The following is a 19,355-nucleotide window of genomic DNA, read 5'->3' on the forward strand; positions in this document are numbered from 1 at the left end:
CGCAACGACAACGGAACCGGGACCCCGATGGACGATCGGACGGCGCCGCCCATCGTCGGGGTCATCGAGCAGGTCGCGGGCCAGGCCCCCCACCGGCCGGCGCTGATCCACGAGCACGGGGCGGTTGGCTATGGGCGGCTCGTCGCCGAGGTGCGCGGCCTCGCGGCGCAGTTCGCGCGCGCGGGGTTGCGGCCGGGCGATGCCGTGGGCGTCGCGCTGGGCGAGGAGCGCGCGGCGATTCCGGTGAGCCTCGCGCTGCTGCGCCTCGGCTGCCGCCAGGTGGCACTGCCGCCGCGGGATCCGGCGCCGGTGCGCGAGGATCTCGCGACGCGGCTGGCGCTCGTCGCAGTGGTCGGGCTTTCGCCGTCGGACGCCGCCGGCAGCGCGGCGCTCATCGTCCCGGATATCGAGGCGGCCGCGCGCGATGACGGACCGGTCGCGGCGCCGTCCTTGGCGGGCGACGTCGTCGTCGGCACCTCGGGCACCACCGGCCGGCCCAAGCTGATGCTCGCGGACCAGGGGCAGCTGGTGCACCACGCGGCGACGCTCGCGGGCTATGGCACGGTCTTCCATCGCCAGGTGCCCTTCGACAGCAACTACGGCAAGCGCCTGACCCTGCGCAGCCTCGTGACCGGTGGGACGGAGGTGCTCGGCACCGACCTTACGCCTGATGCGTTGGCCGAGCTTTGCGCCCGCCACGGCGTCACACGGGTGCACATGCCGCCCCAGGTGGCGGAGGCCCTGTTCGCCGCCGGCGCGCGGATCGGCGCGACCTGGCCCGATGCGACGCGCATCTTCACCACCGGCGCGCGCATCCCGCAGGCGTTGCGGCTCGGGCTGCAGGAACGCCTCGGCTGCGGGGTTCATGTCCAGTACGGCGCGACCGAGGCCGGCATGGTCACCATCGCCGGGCCCGAGGAACACGCCGCGCATCCCGACACGGTGGGATACGTGCTGCCCGGCGTCGAGGTGATGCTGGTGGACGAGCATGGCCGGCCTGTCCCGCAGGGTGAGGAAGGCCTGGTGCGCATCCGCTCGGCCGGCGCGATCGATCGCTACCTCGACGATCCGGCGGCGACGGCGCGGCACTGCATCGACGGCTGGTATCAGCCGGGCGATGTCGGCCGCTTCGCCCCCTGGGGCGCGCTGCTGGTGGCGGGGCGGCGGGACGACATGATGACCCTCGGTACCATCAAGATCCTGCCCGCCGAGATCGAGGCGGTGGCCGAGGGCTTCCCCGGCCTGCGCGACTGCGCCGCCTTTCCGGTGCGCGCGCCGGCACTGGGCGACATCCCCGTGCTGGCGGTGGTGGGCGATGCCGGCTTCGACGCGGCGGGGCTGCTCGCGCATTGCCGCGCGCGGCTCGGGCTGCGCGCGCCGCGCAAGGTGGTCGCGGTGGAGGCGATCCCGCGCAACGCCATGGGCAAGGTGCTGCGACAGCAGTTGGCGGAGATGGCGCGATGAGCCGCGATCCCGCCGCGATGCGCGCGTTGGTCGTGCGGGCCGTGCTCGCCAACCCCGTCACGCTGTTTCCCGACGAGGCCACGCGGGCGCGGCTCGAGGATCCCGCCGCCGACTGCGCCTTCGAGGAACTCGGCTTCGATTCCCTCGCACGCATGGAGTTCTGCATCTGGATGCAGCTCGAGGCCGGGATCGAGATCGCCGAGGCGGCGCTGCTCGACCATCCGTCCGTCGCCGCGCTCGCGGCCCATCTGGCGGGACGCTGATGGATCTCGCCGCGGCCTTCGCCGCCTGCCGTACGGAGGCCGATTTCTACCGCGTGCAGATCGAGGCGGAGACGCTGCTCGCCCCGGCCGAGATCGCAGCGCAGGCGCCGGAGGCGCTGGCCGACCCGGCGCGCGGCTGGCTCGAACGCCTGCATGGTTCGCTGAGCCGGATCGGTTCGTCGGTCGCGCCCTTTCGGCGTCGTGCGCTGGCCGATGCGGTGACGCTGTTCGAAGGCCCGGCGACGCCGGGGGTGGCGCGGACGCTCGTCATTGCCTTCGCTGGCATCGCGCAGCGGATGAACATCCCGACGGCGGTCTTCCTGCAGGCCCTGCCGGCGGAGCGATGCGACGTCGTCATGCTGCGCGACCCGGCGCGCGCAGCCTTCCTGACCGGCGTGCCGGGCTATGCGGCGGACCTCCGCGCACTGGCGGCACGGCTCGCAGAGGATGTGCCGCTCGCGGCCTATGCGGACGGGATGCGCTGCATCGGCACCAGCGCGGGCGGCGCGGCGGCGCTGTGCTTCGGGCTGCTGGCCGGGGCACGGCGGGCGGTCAGCGTGGATGGCGCGCATCCGGCCGCGCTGCGCCTGCGCTTTGCCGAGGGGGCGGATCGCGGCGCGCTCGATGCCGCGATCGCCGGGGTGGAGCCACGCGGCACGGCGCTGCTGTCGGCCTACGGCGCCTTCCATCCGCAGGACGGGCTGCGGGCGCGGCTTCTGGCGCTGGGTCTGCCGGGCGCGCGCAGCATCGGCATCGCGGTGCAGGGTGGGCATGGGCTGCTCGCGCCGCTGCTCGCCGCCGGCGCGCTGTCGCGTTTCCTGACCGAGTTCCTCCTCGCCGACACGCCGGCCGAGGCCATGCCCGATCCCTGGCAGGCGTGACGCCTCAGGTCGCGGGGGCCTCGAGGCTGTCGCGGATGAAGCCGATCAGCGGATCGACCAGCGCCGAGCGGCCCTCGGCGTCGCCGAACAGGCACATCTCGGCCGTGCCGCACTCCGGCAGGCCGTGGAGTTCCGCGAGCCCCGCCGGCAGGCCGGTCCGACCGAGAACAGTCGCCGCGAAGCCCGCCTGCGCTGCCGCCGCGACGCCGAGCAGCGAGGCCGAGGTGTAGAGCACCTCGAAGGCGATCCCCGCGCGCGCCAGGGCGGTCAGCGCGCGGTCGCGGAACATGCAGCCCTGCGGCAGCATCGCGATCGGCAGCGGTCGGCCCTCGGGCGGCACCCAGCCGGGGGATGCGACCCAGACGATGGTCTCGGTGAAGACCGGACGGCCCTCGGTCTCGCCGTCGCGACGCTTGCCCAGCACCAGGTCGAGCGCGCCATCGGCCATGGCCGCGCGCAGCTCGTGGCTGCGACCCACCTCCACCTCCAGGCGGACCTCCGGATAGGTCTGGGTGAAGCGGGCCAGCACCGGGGCCAGGTTGCGCGGGATGAAATGATCCGCGACGCCCAGGCGCAGGCGGCCCGCGACCGGGGGGGCGACCATGCGGCGCACCGCCTCGTCGTTCAGGGCCAGCATGCGCCGCGCATAGGCGAGCAGCGTCTCGCCCTCCCGCGTCAGCGCCACGCCGCGGCCGCCGCGGTCCAGCACGCGCTTGCCGAGGATGTCCTCGAGCCGCTTCACCTTCAGGCTGATCGCCGATTGCGTCAGGCCGAGCGCCACGCCGGCGGCGGTGAAGCCGCCGCGCTCGGCCACCGTGACGAAGCCGCGCAGCAGGTCGAGGTCGAGGTCGGGAACGCGCATGGTGGGATGAGGAATCATCATGCCGCGATTGGAGTCAATGAGGGGCGCAAATGAGAACGGGGAGGGCGCCGCCCTCCCCGAACCCCACCCGCCAAAGGCCGAAGGGCCTTTGGAAACCAATACTCAGATTTCCTCGTCGCCGCCCGCGTCGCCGCCATCGTCCTGGGCGCCCCAGGCGTCCTGCTCGACGGGCGCGGCATCCTGCTGGCCCCAGCCGGTGTCGGCGGGCGCCTTCGCGCCGCCGTCGAAGCCCGCGGTGCCAGCGGGGTCCGTCCAGGGGGAGGAGACGGGGGCCGCATCGGCGCCACCGGTGCCGAAGGGGCTCGCCGCCTGGGCGGCGCCGCCATGCCCGCCGAAGGCGCTGGACAGCATGTTGCCGATCAGCATGCCGCCGGCCACGCCCGCGGCAGCGGCCGCGGCGGTACCGAGGAAGCCCATGCCTCCGCGGCCCTGCGGCTGCAGCGCCTGCGGGTTGTAGCCCTGCGGATACTGCGGCTGCGGGCGGGGCGGCATCGGCGGGGGCATCTGCGCGTTCGACCGTCCGCCGAACAGGCCGCCGAGCATCCCGCTGCCACCGGCCTGCGCCGCGGCGGCCTGGCCCTGCCGCCGGGCGTTCTCCACCTCCCATTCCAGTTGCTGGATGCGGTTGTTTGCCTCGATCAGCGCGGCTTCCTGCACGAAGGCCGTCTGCGTGATGCGGTAACGTGCCTCGGGATAGCGGGCGAAGAGGTCGGCGATCAGCCGGTCCGCCTCGGGGTCCACGGGCGGCAGGGATGGGCGCTGCGGCGCCGCGGCGGCGCCCCAGGGGCTGGTCGATGGCTGCGGCACGGGGGCCGCGCCGCTGATCCGTTCAACGAAGGCGGAGATGATCCGCCGTTCTTCTTCCGTCATCCTCAGAATCCTCTCCCGGGCTGGGTCAGGGGCGGCCCTCCATCGGGCGCACTCTCCCGCCGCGCGGCGAAGTGGCCCGGCGCAGCGTCGCTTTCAAGCGGATTCGGTGCGCTGTTACCGGCCTGTAGCAATCCGCGGGGGCAGGCCGAGCCGGCCCCATTCGATCGCCGGGCAGCGATCCATCACCACCACGAGGCCCGCGGCCCGCGCGCGTTCCGCCGCCGTTTCGTCGATCACGCCGAGTTGGAGCCAGACGGCGTTGGCGCCGAGGCGGATCGCCTCATCCACGACGGCCCCCGCATCGACGCTGCGGCGGAAGATGTCGACCATGTCGAGCGGGCCGGCCTGGGCCAGGGTGGCGACCGAGGGCACGCCGTGGACCGCCCGGCCGTCCAACGCGGGGTTCACCGGCACCGCGTCGTAGCCGCGGTCGAGCAGGAAGCGGAACACGCCATGGCTCGGCCGGCCCGGCCGATCCGAGGCACCGACCACGGCGATGCGCCGCGTGCGCAGCAGAAGGTCCCGGACCTGGTCGTCGGTCATCGTGCGGCTCCCGGTGCGTCGAGGATCTTTTCCATGAAAAGCAGGTCCAGCCAGCGGCCGAACTTCCGCCCCACCTCGTGCAGCACCGCGCCGCGCACGAAGCCGAGGCGTTCATGCATGCGGATCGAGCCCTCGTTCGAGGCATCGATGCCCGCGATCATCACATGCTTCCCGAGGGCGACCGCGGGGTCGAACAGCGCGCCGACCAGTGACGTGCCCAGGCCCTTGCCGCGCGCATCGGCGCGGATATGCACGGAATGCTCGACGGTGTGGCGGTAGCCGGGGAAGGCCCGGAAATCCCCGAAGGTCGCAAGGCCGAGCACCCCGTTCCCGTCATCCGCCACCAGCACGGGATACCCAGCCGATTGCCGCGCAGCGAACCAGGCGCGGCGGTCCTCGAGCGACACGGGATCGTCCATGTAGATCGCGGTCGAGGTTGCGATCACCTCGTTGTAGATCGCCGTGATCGCGGGCAGGTCGGCCTCGGTGGCGGGACGGATGGGCATCAGAATTCCTCGAGCAGCCGCCCGCAGCCCTCGACCTTGTCCATGATCCCGTTGGCGCGCAGGGCATGCCAGTAGGTGGCGGCGTTGATGGCGATAACCGGCTTGCCGAGCCAGAGTTCCGCCATGGCGGCGAGCTTCACCATCGAAAGGTTGGTGCCGACCTGGATGATCGCATCGACGTCGTCGCCGTCGATCTGCTTGATCGCCGCGACGCATTGACGCGGCGTGACCTGGGCGATGCCGGTCCAGGACCGGCACTGCAGGGCGATGTCGCGCACCACGCTGAAGCCCATGTCGCCGAAGTAGCGCGCGACCTCGGTGTTCATGGCCGGCCAATAGGGCGACAGCACGGCGAGCCGCTTCACGCCGCCATAGGCGTTCAGCGCCGCGGTGCAGGCATGGCTGCCGACCGAGATGTCGAGGCCCGAGACCTCCTTCACCTGGCTGATGAAGCGGTCCGCGCCCTTCGCACCGTCGAAGAAGGTGACGGCCGACATGCCCATGACCAGGTAGTCCGGGTTGCAGGTCATCACCGAGCGCACCGCGTCGAGCGTGTTCGCCCCGATCAGTTCCGCGCCGGCGCGGAAGGTCTCGTTGGACACGGCGTCGGCGTTCGGCGTGAAGATGCGCGAATAGTGGTTGGTCACGCCGGCCGGGCGCATCATGTCGAAATCGGGCTGCACGACCGTGTTGGTGGACGGCCCCATCACGCCGAACAGCTTGCGCCAGCCAAGGATGTCGCGGCCCATCGCCTTCTCCCGCTTTCGTCAGGGCGTGCAGCCTGCCACAGGCGCGCGAACGCGCCAGCCCTTGCCGGCACGCCGCATGCAAGCATCATGTCTGTTGCTTCCCGCCGGAGACCGACACCGATGGCCGCCATCCGACGCCGCGCCCTGATGCTTGCCGCGCCGGGCCTCGCACTGCCCTTCGCCGCGCGCGGCCAGGGCGCCTGGCCCGACCGCCCGATCCGCTGGATCAATCCGGGGCCGGCGGGCGGCGCGGGCGACGTGATGTCGCGCCTGGCCGGGGACCGGCTGTCGGCGAAGCTCGGCCAGCCGGTGGTGGTCGAGAACCGGCCGGGGGCGGGGACCAATATCGGCATGACCGCGGTCGCGCGCAGCGCGCCGGACGGATACACGCTGGGGCTTGCCTCCATCGCCTCCCACGCGGCGAATAAGTGGCTCTATCCGAACATGCCCTTCGATCCGGAGAAGGACTTCGCCGCGGTCGGCATGATCGCGCTGGTGCCGAACATCGTCGTGGTGCCGCCGTCCATTCCGCCGAAGACGCTGCAGGAATTCGTGGCCTGGGCGAAGGGGCTGGGCCGGCCGCTGAATTTCGGCTCGGTCGGGATCGGGTCGTCCCAGCATCTGGCGGCGGCGCAGTTCGGCCAGATCACGGGCATCGAGATCATCCACGCGCCCTACAACCAGGCAGGGCAGATGAACACGGACCTGATCGAGGCGCGGCTCGACGTGCTGTTCCAGTCGATCTCGGCGGTGGCGTCGATGGCGCAGGCGGGGCGCATGCGGCCGATCGCGGTCTCGGGCCCCGACCGCGTGCCGGCCTTCCCCGACCTGCCGACGATGCGCGAGCAGGGCGTCGACGTGACGACGACGGGCTGGTTCGGACTCGCCACCCCGGCGGGCGTGCCGGAACCGATCCTCGCACGGCTGGACGAGACGCTGGCCGCCTCGCTCGGGGAGGAGGACCTGCGCCAGCGCATCGCCGCCGGCGGCTCGGTGCCGACCATCATGCGGCGCGCGGAATTCGCGCGCTTCATGGCCGAGCAGAGCGAGAAGATGGGCGCGATCATCCGCGCCTCGGGCGCCCGGCTCCAGTAGCTCAGGCGAGGGCGCTGCGCAGCGCGAGGCCGACGGGCACCATCCCGGGGATCACCTCCCGCGTGAACAGCCCGAGGGTCGCGAGGAAGCCGGGTAGGGCGGCAGGTGCGGCGGGCGCCGGGCCCAACGTGGCGATCAGCCCTGGCGCCGCGGCCGCGGCGGCCGCGACGGCGGCGTCCCGCGCGTCGCGCAGCGCCGCGCCGGCGAAGAGTGGCGCGAGCAGTCCCGGAAGCCGTGGCAGCACCTCAGGCCAGTGGGCGAGGTGCAGGTACAGGCTCGGGACCACCGCCGGGTCCGACAGGCCATGCGCGGCGGCGAGCGCGCGCACCGTGGCGGCCTCGGCCGGCGGCAGCGCGTCGAGGCGCGGCAGGGGCGGTGGCGCCGGCAGCGCGGGGCCGGCAAGGGCCGTGGCGCCAGGCTGCCCGGGCGCCACGCCCTCGGTGCGCATCCGTACCGCCGTCAGCACCGCGAGATTCGTCAGGTTGCCGCGATTGTAGGTTTCGATCAGGGCAGCGACGCCTTCGGGCGCGGTGCTGTGCGCCAGGGCCGGCACGCGCACAGCGGCCGCGATGCGGTCCCGCGCGCCTGCGGCGGCGCCACTGTCCAACGCCGGCCGCGCCTGTGCCCAGAGCCAGTCCAGCACGCCCGGGAGTGCTGCCGCATGGCGCCAGATCAGGTTGACCTGCGGCACGCCCATCGTCGCGCGCAGCGCCGCGTAGACCGTGGCGATGTCGGGCGAGGCCTCGCCATCGCGGATCTCGATCAGGCTCATCGCGGTGCCGTCCAGTCGGCTTCGAGTTCCGCGCGCGTCATCAGGTCCGCGTATTTCTGACCCATGTCGAACAGGTTCGCCTCATGCGGCGCGATCGCCCGGTCGCCGACGCAATCCACCACGCAGACGGTGCGGAAATTGTGCTGCATGGCGTCGACCACCGTCGCGCGCACGCAGCCCGATGTGGTGCAGCCCGCGACCGCTACCGTGTCGACGCGCCGGAACGCCAGCCAGCCCGCCAGGTTGGTGTCGAAGAAGCCCGAGGCGCCCTGCTTGCGCACGATCAGTTCGCCCGGCAGCGGCGTGAGTTCCGGCACGATCTGCGACAGCGGGCTGGTTTCCGTCAGCTTGCGCAGAGACGGCGCCTTCAGCGTGAAGACGCCGGCATCCGACCCGTCCTCGGCATAGACCACGCGGGTATGCGCGACCGGCCAGCCCTGCCGGCGCGCGAAGGCGAGCAACTGCACCGTCTGTTCGATCGCGGGGCCGATGTTGCCGCCGCCGAAATGCGCGGGGTCGGAGAAACCCACCACGAAATCGACGATGACGAGCGCGGGCGCTGCGCCCAGGCCCGAGCGGTTGCCCATGCCCTGCCGGTGGTAGATGTCCGCTTCCGGATGTCCGCTCATTTTTCTTGTCCCTCAGACGGCGGGCGCCGCACATCCGTGCGGCTTGCCTTCGCGCCAAGCACTGGCGCGTCGGCGGCGGCGGGTGGTCTGGGCGCGGTCGCGCTGTGCGCTCCCGGCCCGAGGCGACGCCTCGGGCCGCCTTCCGCCCCCTGGCACGGTCACGCGACGGCCTCCAGGTCGCGCAGCGACTGGATCATCGAGCTGCGCAGCAGGAAGGCACGGTGCTTCGCCGGGTCGGCGGCGGTGGCGCGAAGGTCGTCGTGATAGGCGCGCCGCACCTCAGGGTCGCGCTGGTTCAGGATCTGGCGGTTGCGCAGCGCCGTCGCCTGCACCGTCTCGAGCGCCACCTTCCGCCGCTGGCGCGAATAGCGCTCCATCAGCGCAAGGTCGGCGCCGCGCCACACCTCGATCAGCTTGCCTGCCAGGTTGAAGGCGTCGTGCACGCCCCCGTTCATCCCCATCCCGCCGAGCGGGTTGTTGATGTGCGCCGCATCGCCCGCGATGAAGCAGCGGCCCTTCGCATAGGTGTCCGCCACGCGTTCGTGCACGCGGTAGGCGGTGCGGTGGCGCAGCTCGTAGCCCGCGGGGTTCGGGATCATCGCCTGCAGCCGTTCCTCGATGCGCGCGGGGTCGAGCATGCGCTCCTCGCTCTCCCCCGGATCGGTCGGGAAGAGCACCCGCCACAGCGAGGCCGTGCGCAGCAGGACGAACCATTCCTCGGGGTCGGAGATGTAGGCGATGTTCGTGAGGTCCCCGATCGCCTCGTGGAAGGGGAAGGTGGTCGAAAGGGTGAGGAAGATCTCCGGGATCGTCATCCCCTCGAAGCCGATGCCGAGCGACTTGCGCACCGCCGAGGACGCCCCGTCCGCGCCCACCAGGTAGCGCCCGCGCAGCGGTTCGCGCGACCCGTCCGGGCGCTCGACCGTCAGCGTCACGCCATCCGCGTCCTGCGCCACCTCCACCGCCTTCGCGTCATAGACGAACGTCACGTCCGGATTGGTCGCGAGACGGTCGCGCAGCATCCGCGTCAGCCGCCACTGCTCGCATTGCAGCCGGTAGGGATGCCGCGTGTCGTCCTTCAGGTGGCCAAGATCGAAGGTGGCGATCACGCCTGTGTGCCGGTCGCGGAACTGCCAGGTCGGGCAGATCAGCCCCTGTTCGATCATCGCCCCCGTCACGCCGAAGCGGTCGAGCATGTCGAGCGTCGGCGGGTGGAAGGTCGAGGCACGGAGGTCGTCGGGCAGGTCGCGCGCCTGCTCGACGATCAGGACGGGAATGCCCTCATCCGCCAGCAGGGCGGCGGCAACGAGGCCGGCGGGGCCGGCGCCGGCAACGATCACGCGGTTCTCGGTCATGGCGGCATGACAGCGCGGGGGAGGCGAACCGGCAAGGCGGCTTGATGCGGGGCGCGGCGTCGGCATCTATGGGACATGCGTATTCCCTTCCTCGACCGCGCGCCGCGTGTGGCGCTGGTGCGCCTGGCCGGGCTGATCGCCGCGCGGCCCGATCCGCTCTCCGGCGGGCTCAATGCCGCCGGGGTGCAGGCGCTGCTCGACCGCGCCTTCTCCGTCAAGCGTATCGCCGCCGTGATGCTGGTGATCAACTCGCCGGGCGGATCGCCGGTGCAGTCCTCGCTGATCGCGCGCCAGATCCGGCGCCTGGCCGAGGAGAAGAAGGTCCCGGCCATCGCGGTGGTGGAGGATGCGGCGGCCTCGGGCGGCTACTGGATCGCCTGCGCGGCGGACGAGATCGTCGCCGACCCGGCTTCGATCCTCGGGTCCATCGGCGTCATCAGCGCCGGATTCGGCTTCGGCGAGGCGATGGCGCGGCTCGGTGTGGAACGCCGCCTCCGCACGGCGGGGGAGGAGAAATCCTTCCTCGACCCCTTCCGGCCGGAACGCGCGGAGGATGTCGCGCGGCTCGAAGACCTGCTCGCCAAGCTGCACGAGGAATTCAAGTCCTGGGTGCGCGAACGGCGCGGCGCGAAACTCAAGGCGCCGGACGACACGCTCTTCACCGGCCGCTTCTGGACCGGGCGCGATGCGGTGGGGCTCGGCCTCGCCGACGCGCTGGGCGATGCCGAGAGCGAGGCGAAGCGCCGCTTCGGGGAGAAAGTGAAGATCATCCGGCTGGGCCAGCGCAAGCGCGGCTTCCCCTGGCGGCTGATCCCCGGCGCGCGGGAAGGCGCCGAGGCCGTGGCCCATGCGGTCGAGGAACGCGCCGCCTGGGCGCGGCTTGGCCTCTAGATCGGTGTGCCGCCGAGGGGTTCCCAGAACTCCTCGCTGGAATTGACCTTCGGGAAGGGCTCCTCGGGCGCCGGCACGCCGAGGAAGCGGCACAGCGGCTCCCAGCCCTCGGCGACGTCGAAGACGAGCAGGCGGCCCGGCGGGATCGCGTCGCGCACCTCGGCTTCCCGCTTGCGGTATGCGGCGAGCACGCCCTCGCGGTCATCGGCGGGGCAGCCGAAGGTCTGTTCCTGCACCATCGAGATCCCGGCCTGGAGCATGTCATGGACATGCGGGGGCAGGGGCGGCAGGGCGTCCCGCTTCACCGCGAGCCGCCCGATCGTCGAGGAGAAGCTGCGCCACCACGACTCCTCGGGCCGGACCGAGTGGATCACCTTGGCGTCCGGGTAATGCGCGGCGAGTTCCCGCCAGACATGGGCGCCGGGCCAGTCCACCTGGGACCTGTAGCCGGCGAAGATCGTGTCCCAGTCGACTGCCTTGCCCGCCGCGACGGCCTGCCAGTGCGGCACCTGGGGCGGGTTCGCGAAGACCTCGTGCATGTGGTGGCAGGGCCCGAAGCCAAGCCGTTCGAGGGCCAGTTTCAGCGATGCCGTGCCGGTGCGTCCGAAGCCGCTGCCGATGATCTCCAACGCCATGGATGATTCCTCTCGCAGGCCCGGCCTGCGGAGGATGGACCGGCCCCGTGACGATGTCACGGAGCCGTGTGTTCTCTCAGAGCCCCGCGGTGCCGGGCCCCAGCGTCTCGAACAGCCGCGCCAGCAGCCGGGTGCGGGGGACCAGGCAGCGCAGTTCGACGAACTCCTCCCGCGTATGCGGCCCGCCACCGATGACGCCGAGGCCATCGAGCGTCGGCACGCCGAGCGCGCCGGTGAAGTTGCCGTCCGACCCGCCGCCCGCGACGCGTTCCCCGGCCGAGGGCAGTCCGGCTTCCCGCGCCAGCGCCGCGGCATGGTCGTAGAGCGCCTGGATCGCCGGCGTCTTGCCGAAGGGCGGGCGACCGAGGCCGGCCGTCACCTCGGTGAAGACGTCGGGGTCATGCTGGGGCAGGGCATGCACCGCCTCGCGCAGCTCGCGCTCCTCGACCGCCGTCGTCACCAGCGCGTAGCAGATGGCGCGGCATTCGGCCGGGACCATGTTCTCGTGCGTGCCGCCCTGCACGATGCCGATGTTGACGAAGAAGTTGCGCGGATGGTCGGTCAGCGCCTCGAGGGCCAGGATGTGGTGCGCCATCTCGCGCACCGCGGAACGCCCCTCGGCATGGTAGGCGCCGGCATGGGCGGGACGGCCGATGGTGCGCAGGTGCCAGCGCGCGATGCCGTGCCGCGCGACGGTGAACTTGCCGCCCTCGCCGGAGGGCTCGACCACCAGCGCGGCGCGATGGCGCAAGGCCTCGGCCTCGATGGCGGCACGGGAGGAGGGGCTGCCGACCTCCTCGTCCGGGATCATCATGACGCTGACCGGCAGGCGGGGGCGGCGGCCCGTCGCGTGCAGGTGCTGCAGCGCGGCGACCGCCATCGCGTTGCCGCCCTTCATGTCGTAGATGCCCGGGCCATAGGCGCGCTCGCCGTCGCGGCGATATGCGAAGGTCCCGCGCTGGTGCACGGTATCGATGTGGCCGAGCAGCAGCAGGCCCGGACCTGGTTCCGCGCCCGGCACGCGGCCGATCAGGATGTCGCCGTAGCCGTCGCGGCCCGGGGTGCGCTCGATCGTCGCGCCGATGCCGCGCAGCAGGCCTTCGGCATGGTCCGCGACGCGGTTCACGCCGGCGGCGTCGTTGGTCGGGCTCTCGATTTCGACCCATCCGCGGACGGCGTCGAGCAGGGCGTCGGTCGTGAGGTCGTGCATGTCCTATCCGGTCGGCAGGCGGCGGAAGCCGGGCTCGGCGGGCGCCTCGGCGAAATCCTCGGCGATGTCCTCGACGCGCGCCATCACCGGGCCGCGGCGGCAGAGCAGCAGCAGCGCCTGGACGGCGGCTTCCTCGCCGGCGACCAGTGCCTGCACGGTCCCGTCGCGGCGGTTGCGCACCCAGCCATGCACGCCGAGGCGCTCGGCCTCGATCACCATCCAGTCGCGATAGCCGACGCCCTGGACGCGGCCGCTGATGATGACGATGCGCGCGCTCATGCCCGCACCAGGGCGAGGAAGCGCTCGGCCAATGCCAGCTCCTGTGCGGCCCGGGCGCGGCGTTCGAGGCGTTCGGGATCCTCGCCCCAGCGGCGTTCCTGGAACACCTCGTCGATGACCGCGAGGCGATGCGCCTCCGCCGCCGCGATCCGGCCGGCCGACAGCGCGAGCCCGAGCACCAGGCTGCCGAGCGACGGCACGGCGACGCCGAGGGCCGCGAGTTCCTCCGCGCGATGCGCCGCGACCGCGTCGCGCAGCGCAGCGAGGCTTGCTTCCGGCTGCGTGACGGGCATCAGCCCCGCGGTGACGGTCAGCGGCGCGCCGTGTTCCGCCGCGGCCCAGTCGAGCAGCGGCTGCCATTCGCGCGACTGCAGCTCGGCGAGCGCCGGATCGTCGGCGCGGTAGCAGAGCAGGTCGGTCTCGCCATACTTCGCCAGGCCCGCGACCATCGCCGCGGGATCCGGCGCGACGCGGTCCTGCGCGGTGCCGAGCAGGCGCGTGAGCGGCACATGCTCCATCGTCATCTCGCCGCCCTTGGCCTCGCCCGCCGCCTGCCATTCGGCGGCGATCGCCTCGGCCAGCGGGCCGGAGGCGGTGGCGAGCGGCTTGCCGCCGGGCAGCCGCAGCGGACGCCCGTCGAGCAGGACGGCGTGGCCGCCCTCGGGCCGCGTCACGGCGACGGCGTTGTCCCAGAAGCGTTTCATCCTTGTTGGCCCTCAGACGGCGGGCGGCCGGCATCCGCCGGCCTTGCCTTCGCGACACTTGCCGCGGGCCGCGTTCGCGGCCTCGGCCCTTCGGGCCGCAGGGCGTGCGGGTCTTCGGCGCGTGTCATGCCGTGCCTGTACTCCCGTTCGGGCGCGGGCTCTACCGCCGCCCGCCGCCGAACAGCCCGCCGAGGCCGCGCAGCAATTCCTGCGTCGTGCCCTGCAACTCGCGCGGCACGCCGGGGACGAATTCCTGCGGCGGCGGCACGGGGCCGTCGGCGCCGAACCGCGCCAGGCGCAGTTGCGCGTCGCAATCCCCCGCAGGATGCCCCCCGGGGATCCGCCCGCGCAGCCATTCCACGGTGGGATTGCGCCAGAGCCGGTTCGCCACCGTGTCCTCGACCACCCGGGCGAGCGCGCGCGCCGGCTCGGCGCCGATGCGCGGCGCGGCCAGGGTGCCGCCCACGCCGACCGGCGCGCGCACCCGCACGCCGAGCAGCGTGACGTCGGGCAGCAGCCGCGCGGCGATCGCCTCGGAGCGGAGGTTCACCGCCACGGAACCCTCGATGCGCCCGGCCGAGGTCTCGGCGAGCAGCGCCTGCGTCGTGGCCATCCCGTCCTCCGCGCTGATCCGCACGGCGAAGCAGCGCAGGTCCAGGCCTTCCTGCGGCGCCCCCGGCAGCAGCAGCCCCAGCAGGTCGGGCCCGAGGCGCAGCATGCCCGCGCGGTCGAGCCGCCCGTTCACCAGCGCGAGGCCGGCTTCCCCCGTCAGCGTGCCGGCCAGGGCGCGTGTGGTGGCGCCGCGGCCATGGCCCTCGATGCGGATCTGGGCCTGGCCCTCGATGCTCGCGGCCTCGCGCCGGGCCAGGCGCAGCGCGGCGAGGTCGAGGCCCGCGCCTTCGCTCCTGATGGCGAAGGCGACGGCGGGCGGCGATTGCGCGGCGTCGATCGTCACCTCGCCCTGCACGGGCCCACCCGGCGTGACCGCGGCGAAGGGGGTGAGGCGCGCGACGCCGTCGGCGATCGCGAGCGTGCCGCGCACCTCCCGCCACGCCGCGCCGCCGAGGATCAGTTCGGCGGCGGAGACCTCGACGCGTCCATGATAGGCGCGCACGGCGGCGATCGGCAGCGGGATGTCGGGAATGACCCGACGTTCGCCGGATGGGGCCGGCGCGGGGGCGGGCGCCGGTGCCGGCGCCGGCGCGGGCGACGGCGCGGGAGCCGGTGCCGCGGTTGCGGCCCGGGCGGCGAGGCGTTCGCCCAGCGTGTCGAGATCGGCGCGGCTCGCTGCGATGCGGCCCGTGACACCGAGCGGGCTGCCCGGCCGCAGCGCGAGGTCGCCCTCCGCGGCCAGCAACGGGGAGACGACGCGGAAGCGCCGGACGCGGATCTCGCCATCGCGCCCGGCCGGCAAGGCGAGGTCGGCCTCGATGGCGAGATCCGTCAGCGGCGGCGGGTCCGGCAGCAGCGGCGCGAGCGCGGCGAGGTCCGGGATGGCAATGCGCAGCGCGGCGGAAGCGCCGGACCGGCTGAGCGGCTTTTCCACGCGCCCTTCGGCGCGCAGCGTGGCTCCGGCCGCCGCGGCCTCGGCCAGCACCGAGACGGGCCGGTCGGCCAGCAGCGCTGCCGGGGTTCCGATCCGCAGCGTCGCGGCGACGGCGAGGCCCGCGCGCGTCGCCTCGATCCGGGCTTCCGCCGGCTGGTCGAGGGCCGGCGCCTGCAGGGTCGCGCGGGTCAGCGCGAGTCCTTCGCTCAGGGCGCCGAGGTCGGCCGCGCCAAGGGTGGCCGTGATCTCCGAGGGCCGCAGCGCAGCATCGAGCGTGAAGGCAGCCTCGATGGGCGGCAGCGGCGCCGTCTCGGGCAGGGCGGGCACCAGTGCGGCGATCAGGGGCCGCAACTCGGCTGGCTCGGACAGGGCAAGGGTGACGCGCAGCGAGGTGCCGGGCCGCCCTTCGAGGCCCATGCGGTTGCCGCCGGTGACGAGACTGCCCCGGATCGCGCCGATCCCATCGCCCTCGGGCCAGGCGTCGCCTTCGATGGTGGCGACGAGGCCCAGCACGCCGACCCGCGCCGCGAAGCCCGGTGGGCGGCCGCTGCCGATGCCTTCCACTCGCGCCCGGGCGAGGGTGACGACGCCGAGGCGCGGATCGGGCAGGGTAACGCGGCTGTCGGTGAGGATGATCTCCTCGATCACCACCGGCCGGGCGGCGGTGGCCGGCCGCGCGGGGGTGGCGGGGGCCGCGGGCGCGGGGTCGCGCGGCGCCGCGCGGAACAGCCAGTTCGGCGCGCCGCCGGCCGTGCGCTCGAGAAGGATGTCGGCGCCGTCGATCTCGATGCCCTCGATGCGGATATCGCCGCGCAGCAGCGGCAGCAGGGCAAGGCGGACCTCGAGCCGGCGGATCGTCGCCATCTCCGGCCGCGACCCGCCGGGCAGGTTGGCCAGGGTGGCGCCCTGGACCTCAAGGCGCGGGGACAGGCCGGGGCGCAGCGAGACGGCGCCGAGCGTCGCCGCCCGGCCGGTCGAGGCCTCGATCGCGGCCAGGATGCGCGGCGACAGCGCGCCGGCATCGAGCGCCATGGTCAGGGCCACGACGCCGCCGATCGCGAGGAGGATCAGGCCGAGGACGATGCCCCCGCCCCATTTCAGGGCCCGCATCGCCGGCGCCTCAGCGCACCCGCCGGCAGGAGGGCGTGCGCGGCCGGTCGAAGCCGAGGAAGGCGAAGGTGTCCTTCATGTGCGGCGGCAGGGGGGCTGCAAGTTCCAGCATGCCGCCTTCGGGGTGCGGCACCCGCAGGGCGCGGGCATGGAGGTGCAGGCTGCGGTCGCCGAAACCCTCGGGATGCGCGGCCGCGCCGCCATACTTGCCGTCCCCGAGGATCGGGCATTTCAGCGCCGAGGCGCAGTGGACGCGCAGCTGGTGCGTGCGGCCGGTGAGCGGCGTCAGTTCCAGCAGCGCCGCCTGCTTCTGCGCGGAATCGATGGTGCGGAACAGGGTGACGGCCCGCGCCGCATCCTTGGCGTCGGACGGGACGACGCGCTCGCCATGGCCGCCGGCATGCTTGGCGAGCGGCATGTCGATACGGCCTTCGAGCGGATGCGGCCGGCCGACGACGATGGCCCAGTAGGTCTTCTCCGCGTCGCGCCCGCGGAAGGCCGCGGCGAGCTTCGACGCCGCCGCCGGGGTGCGCGCGAGCAGCAGCACGCCGGTCGTGTCGCGGTCGAGCCGATGCACCAGGCGCGGGCGTTCCTCATTGCCGAAGCGCAACGCGTCGAGCATGCCGTCGATGTGCTTCGCGATGCCCGGCCCGCCCTGCACCGGCATGCCCTGCGGCTTGTCCAGGGCGATGACCGAATCGTCGCGGTAGATCACCAGCCGTTCGAGGGCCGCGGCCTCCCGTGGGTCGATCGGCTTGGGCTCGGCCTTGGGCGCCGGGGCGTCGGGCATGGGCGGGATGCGCAGGACCTGGCCGGGGACCAGGCGGGTGTTGGACTCGGCGCGCTTGCCGTCGACGCGGATCTGGCCGGACCGCAACATCTTCTGCAGCGCACCCTGGGTGAGGGCGGGGAAGTGGCGGTGGAACCAGCGGTCGAGGCGGATCTCGCCATCCGCGGGGCGGACGGTACGGGTGGTGACGGGCATGGCGCCCTATAGCACGGCTTGGCGGGGGGTGCTGACGGCTGCCCGGGGCGGGCCTATCGTCGGGCCCCATGACCCAGACCGCGATCCCCTGCACCCTGATGCGCGGCGGCACCAGCCGCGGCCCCTATTTCCTCGCCTCCGACCTGCCGGAAAGCCGGGAGGGGATCGCGCAGGTGCTCCTCGCGGCCATGGGATCGCCCGATGCGCGGCAGATCGACGGCCTCGGCGGCGCCACGACGCTGACGAGCAAGGTGTGCATCGTCTCCCCGGCCGCGAAGGGGGAGAAGCAGCAGGTCGACTACCTGTTCGCGCAGGTGTCGGTGGACAAGCCCTTCGTCGATTTCGGGCCGACCTGCGGGAACATGCTGGCGGGCATCGGACCCTTCGCGATCGAGAAGGGGCTGGTCCCGGCGCGGGATGGCGAGACCAGCGTGCTGATCCGCGCGGTCAACACCGGCGCGCTGATCGACGCGGTGGTGCAGACGCCGGGGGGCAAGGTGACCTATGAGGGCGATACGGCGATCGCCGGCGTGCCGGGCACGGCCGCGCCCATCGTGCTGAACTTCGCCGATGCGGTGGGCGGGGCGACGGGCAAGCTGGCGCCCACCGGCAACATGAAGGACATGATCGAGGGGGTGGAGGTCACCTGCCTCGATGTCTGCATGCCGGTGGTGATCGCGCGCGCGGCCGACCTCGGCAAGACGGCGCGGGAGAGTGCGAAGGAGCTCGACGCCGACAAGGACTTCATGGCGCGGATCGAGCGCATCCGCCGTGCGGCGTCGCTCGCCATGGGCATGGGCGATGCGGAAGGGCGCGTCATCCCGAAATTCGCGATGGTGGCCGAACCGGCGGGCGGGTCGGGCATCGCGGCGCGCTACTTCACGCCGCTCGCCTGCCATGAGGCGATGGCGGTGACGGGCGGCATCTGCATCGCCACAGCGACGATGCTGCCGGGCACGGTGGCCGATGGGATGGCGCGCATCGGGCCGAACGAGCGCGAGACGGTGGTCCTCGAACACCCGTCCGGCCAGATGGAAGCAGTCATCAGCACGCGCCGCACCGGCAACGAGAATGTCGAGGTGCTGGGCGGCGGCACGCTGCGCACCGCGCGCAAGCTGATGTCCGGCGAGGTCTTCATCCCTTCGCGTGTCTGGGCCGGCCGCTGACCCAACCGACCATCTACATCGACGGCGACGCCTGCCCGGTGCGCGACGAGACCTATCGCGTCGCCGGCCGGCTGGGCCTGCCCGTCGTCGTGGTCGGCAACGGGTCGCGCGGCGTGCGCCCGCCGCCGCTGCCCAATGCACGCATCGTCGTGGTGGGGGAGGGGGCCGACGCCGCCGACGATTGGATCGTCGAGCACATCGCGGCGGGCGATGTCTGCGTCACGTCCGACATCCCGCTCGCCTCCCGCTGCCTTGCGAAATCGGCCAAGGCGGTGGCGCCGAACGGGCGGGTCTGGGACAGCAGCAACATCGGCGGTGCGCTGGCGAGCCGCGAGATCGGCCGCAGCCTGCGCGAGGCCGGGATAGCGACGGGCGGGCCGCCGCCGCTCGACAAGGCGGCGCGGTCTCGCTTCCTCTCGGCGCTCGATACGCTGGTGCAGGCGTCGCTGCGCGGGCGTTAGCGCCGGAAAAGCCAGAACCCCGCGACGCAGCAGGCGACGCCGAGCGCGACGGACGCCGCCACATAGGCGACCGAGAGTACCGGCGCCCGTTCCCACAGCATCGTCGCCTCGAGCGAGAAGGCCGAGAAGGTGGTGAAGCCGCCGAGCAGGCCGGTGACGAGGAGGAAGCGCGCATTGCCCTCGACCCCGGCGCCGGCCATGGCGCCGATGACGAAGCTGCCGACCGCGTTGACGGTCAGAGTGCCCCAGGGGAAGGCCGGACCCAGCCATTCCAGCGCGGCGACCGAGGTGAGGTAGCGCAGCACCGATCCGGCGGCGCCGCCGATGGCGACCAGCAGGACCGCCGTCAGGTTCACCG

22 protein-coding genes are annotated in these 19,355 nt (G+C 73.1%); 7 read left to right on the forward strand and 15 right to left on the reverse strand.

Annotated elements, in window-relative coordinates:
- Nucleotides 1-27 precede the first annotated feature (27 nt).
- The 3 genes from GWK16_RS22955 to GWK16_RS22965 are packed head-to-tail and all read left to right on the forward strand — an operon-like array spanning nt 28 to nt 2,608.
- Complete coding sequence (locus tag GWK16_RS22955; RefSeq protein WP_170056312.1) at nt 28-1,464, forward strand: class I adenylate-forming enzyme family protein; 1,437 nt, start codon at nt 28-30, stop codon at nt 1,462-1,464.
- A complete protein-coding gene (locus GWK16_RS22960) occupies nt 1,461-1,727 on the forward strand; it encodes an acyl carrier protein (protein WP_170056313.1) in 267 nt (88 codons plus the stop codon). The genes GWK16_RS22955 and GWK16_RS22960 overlap by 4 nt, the downstream gene beginning before the upstream one ends.
- Nucleotides 1,727-2,608, forward strand: coding sequence for a hypothetical protein (locus GWK16_RS22965; RefSeq protein WP_170056314.1), 882 nt, complete (start codon nt 1,727-1,729; stop codon nt 2,606-2,608). Before GWK16_RS22960 ends, GWK16_RS22965 begins: the two co-directional genes overlap by 1 nt.
- Before the next feature lie 4 nt (nt 2,609-2,612).
- Here GWK16_RS22965 and GWK16_RS22970 read toward each other — a convergent pair whose 3' ends face one another.
- The 5 genes from GWK16_RS22970 to GWK16_RS22990 all read right to left on the reverse strand — a co-directional run bounded on the left by GWK16_RS22970 (nt 2,613) and on the right by GWK16_RS22990 (nt 6,159).
- Entirely contained in the window at nt 2,613-3,470 is an 858-nt protein-coding gene (locus tag GWK16_RS22970; protein ID WP_170056315.1) for a LysR family transcriptional regulator, read from the reverse strand.
- Nucleotides 3,471-3,593: 123 nt separating this feature from the next.
- Entirely contained in the window at nt 3,594-4,361 is a 768-nt protein-coding gene (locus GWK16_RS22975; protein WP_170056316.1) for a DUF2076 domain-containing protein, read from the reverse strand.
- A gap of 114 nt (nt 4,362-4,475) precedes the next feature.
- Entirely contained in the window at nt 4,476-4,904 is a 429-nt protein-coding gene (locus tag GWK16_RS22980; RefSeq protein WP_170056317.1) for a CoA-binding protein, read from the reverse strand.
- Entirely contained in the window at nt 4,901-5,410 is a 510-nt protein-coding gene (locus tag GWK16_RS22985; RefSeq protein WP_170056318.1) for a GNAT family N-acetyltransferase, read from the reverse strand. Before GWK16_RS22985 ends, GWK16_RS22980 begins: the two co-directional genes overlap by 4 nt.
- Nucleotides 5,410-6,159, reverse strand: coding sequence for a maleate cis-trans isomerase family protein (locus GWK16_RS22990; protein ID WP_170056319.1), 750 nt, complete (start codon nt 6,157-6,159; stop codon nt 5,410-5,412). The genes GWK16_RS22985 and GWK16_RS22990 overlap by 1 nt, the downstream gene beginning before the upstream one ends.
- Nucleotides 6,160-6,279: 120 nt before the next feature.
- Between GWK16_RS22990 and GWK16_RS22995 the strand changes: the two genes are divergently transcribed.
- The gene (locus GWK16_RS22995) at nt 6,280-7,254 is read left to right on the forward strand and encodes a Bug family tripartite tricarboxylate transporter substrate binding protein (RefSeq protein ID WP_170056320.1); all 975 of its coding nucleotides are present in this window, start codon (nt 6,280-6,282) and stop codon (nt 7,252-7,254) included.
- Nucleotide 7,255: 1 nt separating this feature from the next.
- Here the strand turns inward: GWK16_RS22995 and GWK16_RS23000 are convergent, their stop codons facing one another.
- The 3 genes from GWK16_RS23000 to GWK16_RS23010 all read right to left on the reverse strand — a co-directional run bounded on the left by GWK16_RS23000 (nt 7,256) and on the right by GWK16_RS23010 (nt 10,010).
- The gene (locus tag GWK16_RS23000) at nt 7,256-8,026 is read right to left on the reverse strand and encodes a hypothetical protein (protein ID WP_170056321.1); all 771 of its coding nucleotides are present in this window, start codon (nt 8,024-8,026) and stop codon (nt 7,256-7,258) included.
- Nucleotides 8,023-8,655, reverse strand: coding sequence for an isochorismatase family protein (locus GWK16_RS23005; RefSeq protein ID WP_170056322.1), 633 nt, complete (start codon nt 8,653-8,655; stop codon nt 8,023-8,025). Before GWK16_RS23005 ends, GWK16_RS23000 begins: the two co-directional genes overlap by 4 nt.
- Before the next feature lie 158 nt (nt 8,656-8,813).
- Nucleotides 8,814-10,010 carry an FAD-dependent oxidoreductase gene (locus GWK16_RS23010; protein WP_170056323.1) on the reverse strand — a complete coding sequence of 399 codons (1,197 nt, stop codon included), beginning with the start codon at nt 10,008-10,010 and terminating at the stop codon, nt 8,814-8,816.
- A gap of 75 nt (nt 10,011-10,085) precedes the next feature.
- On the opposite strand from GWK16_RS23010, the gene GWK16_RS23015 reads away from it, so the two are divergent.
- Nucleotides 10,086-10,901 carry a S49 family peptidase gene (locus GWK16_RS23015; RefSeq protein ID WP_170056324.1) on the forward strand — a complete coding sequence of 272 codons (816 nt, stop codon included), beginning with the start codon at nt 10,086-10,088 and terminating at the stop codon, nt 10,899-10,901.
- On the opposite strand, the gene GWK16_RS23020 is transcribed toward GWK16_RS23015, so the two are convergent.
- From GWK16_RS23020 to GWK16_RS23045, 6 genes are all read right to left on the reverse strand, one after another.
- On the reverse strand, nt 10,898-11,536 hold the full coding sequence (locus GWK16_RS23020; protein WP_170056325.1) for a sulfotransferase family protein: 639 nt from the start codon (nt 11,534-11,536) through the stop codon (nt 10,898-10,900). The genes GWK16_RS23015 and GWK16_RS23020 overlap by 4 nt on opposite strands.
- 76 nt (nt 11,537-11,612) lie before the next feature.
- On the reverse strand, nt 11,613-12,746 hold the full coding sequence (locus GWK16_RS23025) for a M20 family metallopeptidase (protein WP_170056326.1): 1,134 nt from the start codon (nt 12,744-12,746) through the stop codon (nt 11,613-11,615).
- 3 nt (nt 12,747-12,749) lie between these two features.
- On the reverse strand, nt 12,750-13,025 hold the full coding sequence (locus GWK16_RS23030) for an acylphosphatase (RefSeq protein WP_170056327.1): 276 nt from the start codon (nt 13,023-13,025) through the stop codon (nt 12,750-12,752).
- Nucleotides 13,022-13,729: an ATP12 family chaperone protein gene (locus tag GWK16_RS23035; protein WP_170056328.1), complete on the reverse strand. Its 708-nt coding sequence runs from the start codon at nt 13,727-13,729 to the stop codon at nt 13,022-13,024. Before GWK16_RS23035 ends, GWK16_RS23030 begins: the two co-directional genes overlap by 4 nt.
- A gap of 160 nt (nt 13,730-13,889) precedes the next feature.
- The gene (locus GWK16_RS23040) at nt 13,890-16,385 is read right to left on the reverse strand and encodes an AsmA family protein (RefSeq protein WP_170056329.1); all 2,496 of its coding nucleotides are present in this window, start codon (nt 16,383-16,385) and stop codon (nt 13,890-13,892) included.
- Between the two features lie 10 nt (nt 16,386-16,395).
- Nucleotides 16,396-17,370, reverse strand: coding sequence for an RluA family pseudouridine synthase (locus tag GWK16_RS23045; protein ID WP_168039955.1), 975 nt, complete (start codon nt 17,368-17,370; stop codon nt 16,396-16,398).
- A 68-nt stretch (nt 17,371-17,438) separates the two neighbouring features.
- Here GWK16_RS23045 and GWK16_RS23050 point away from each other — a divergent pair, with 68 nt between their 5' ends.
- Both GWK16_RS23050 and GWK16_RS23055 read left to right on the forward strand, forming a co-directional pair.
- A complete protein-coding gene (locus tag GWK16_RS23050; protein WP_170056330.1) occupies nt 17,439-18,536 on the forward strand; it encodes a 4-oxalomesaconate tautomerase in 1,098 nt (365 codons plus the stop codon).
- Nucleotides 18,533-18,997 (forward strand): YaiI/YqxD family protein, encoded by a 465-nt coding sequence (locus GWK16_RS23055; protein WP_170056401.1) that lies wholly within the window; start codon nt 18,533-18,535, stop codon nt 18,995-18,997. Before GWK16_RS23050 ends, GWK16_RS23055 begins: the two co-directional genes overlap by 4 nt.
- On the opposite strand, the gene GWK16_RS23060 is transcribed toward GWK16_RS23055, so the two are convergent.
- Nucleotides 18,994-19,353: a fluoride efflux transporter FluC gene (locus tag GWK16_RS23060; protein ID WP_338144547.1), complete on the reverse strand. Its 360-nt coding sequence runs from the start codon at nt 19,351-19,353 to the stop codon at nt 18,994-18,996. The genes GWK16_RS23055 and GWK16_RS23060 overlap by 4 nt on opposite strands.
- Nucleotides 19,354-19,355: the final 2 nt, after the last annotated feature.

Source organism: Neoroseomonas marina (assembly GCF_012927745.1).
GTDB classification, from domain to species: Bacteria; Pseudomonadota; Alphaproteobacteria; order Acetobacterales; family Acetobacteraceae; genus Neoroseomonas; species Neoroseomonas marina.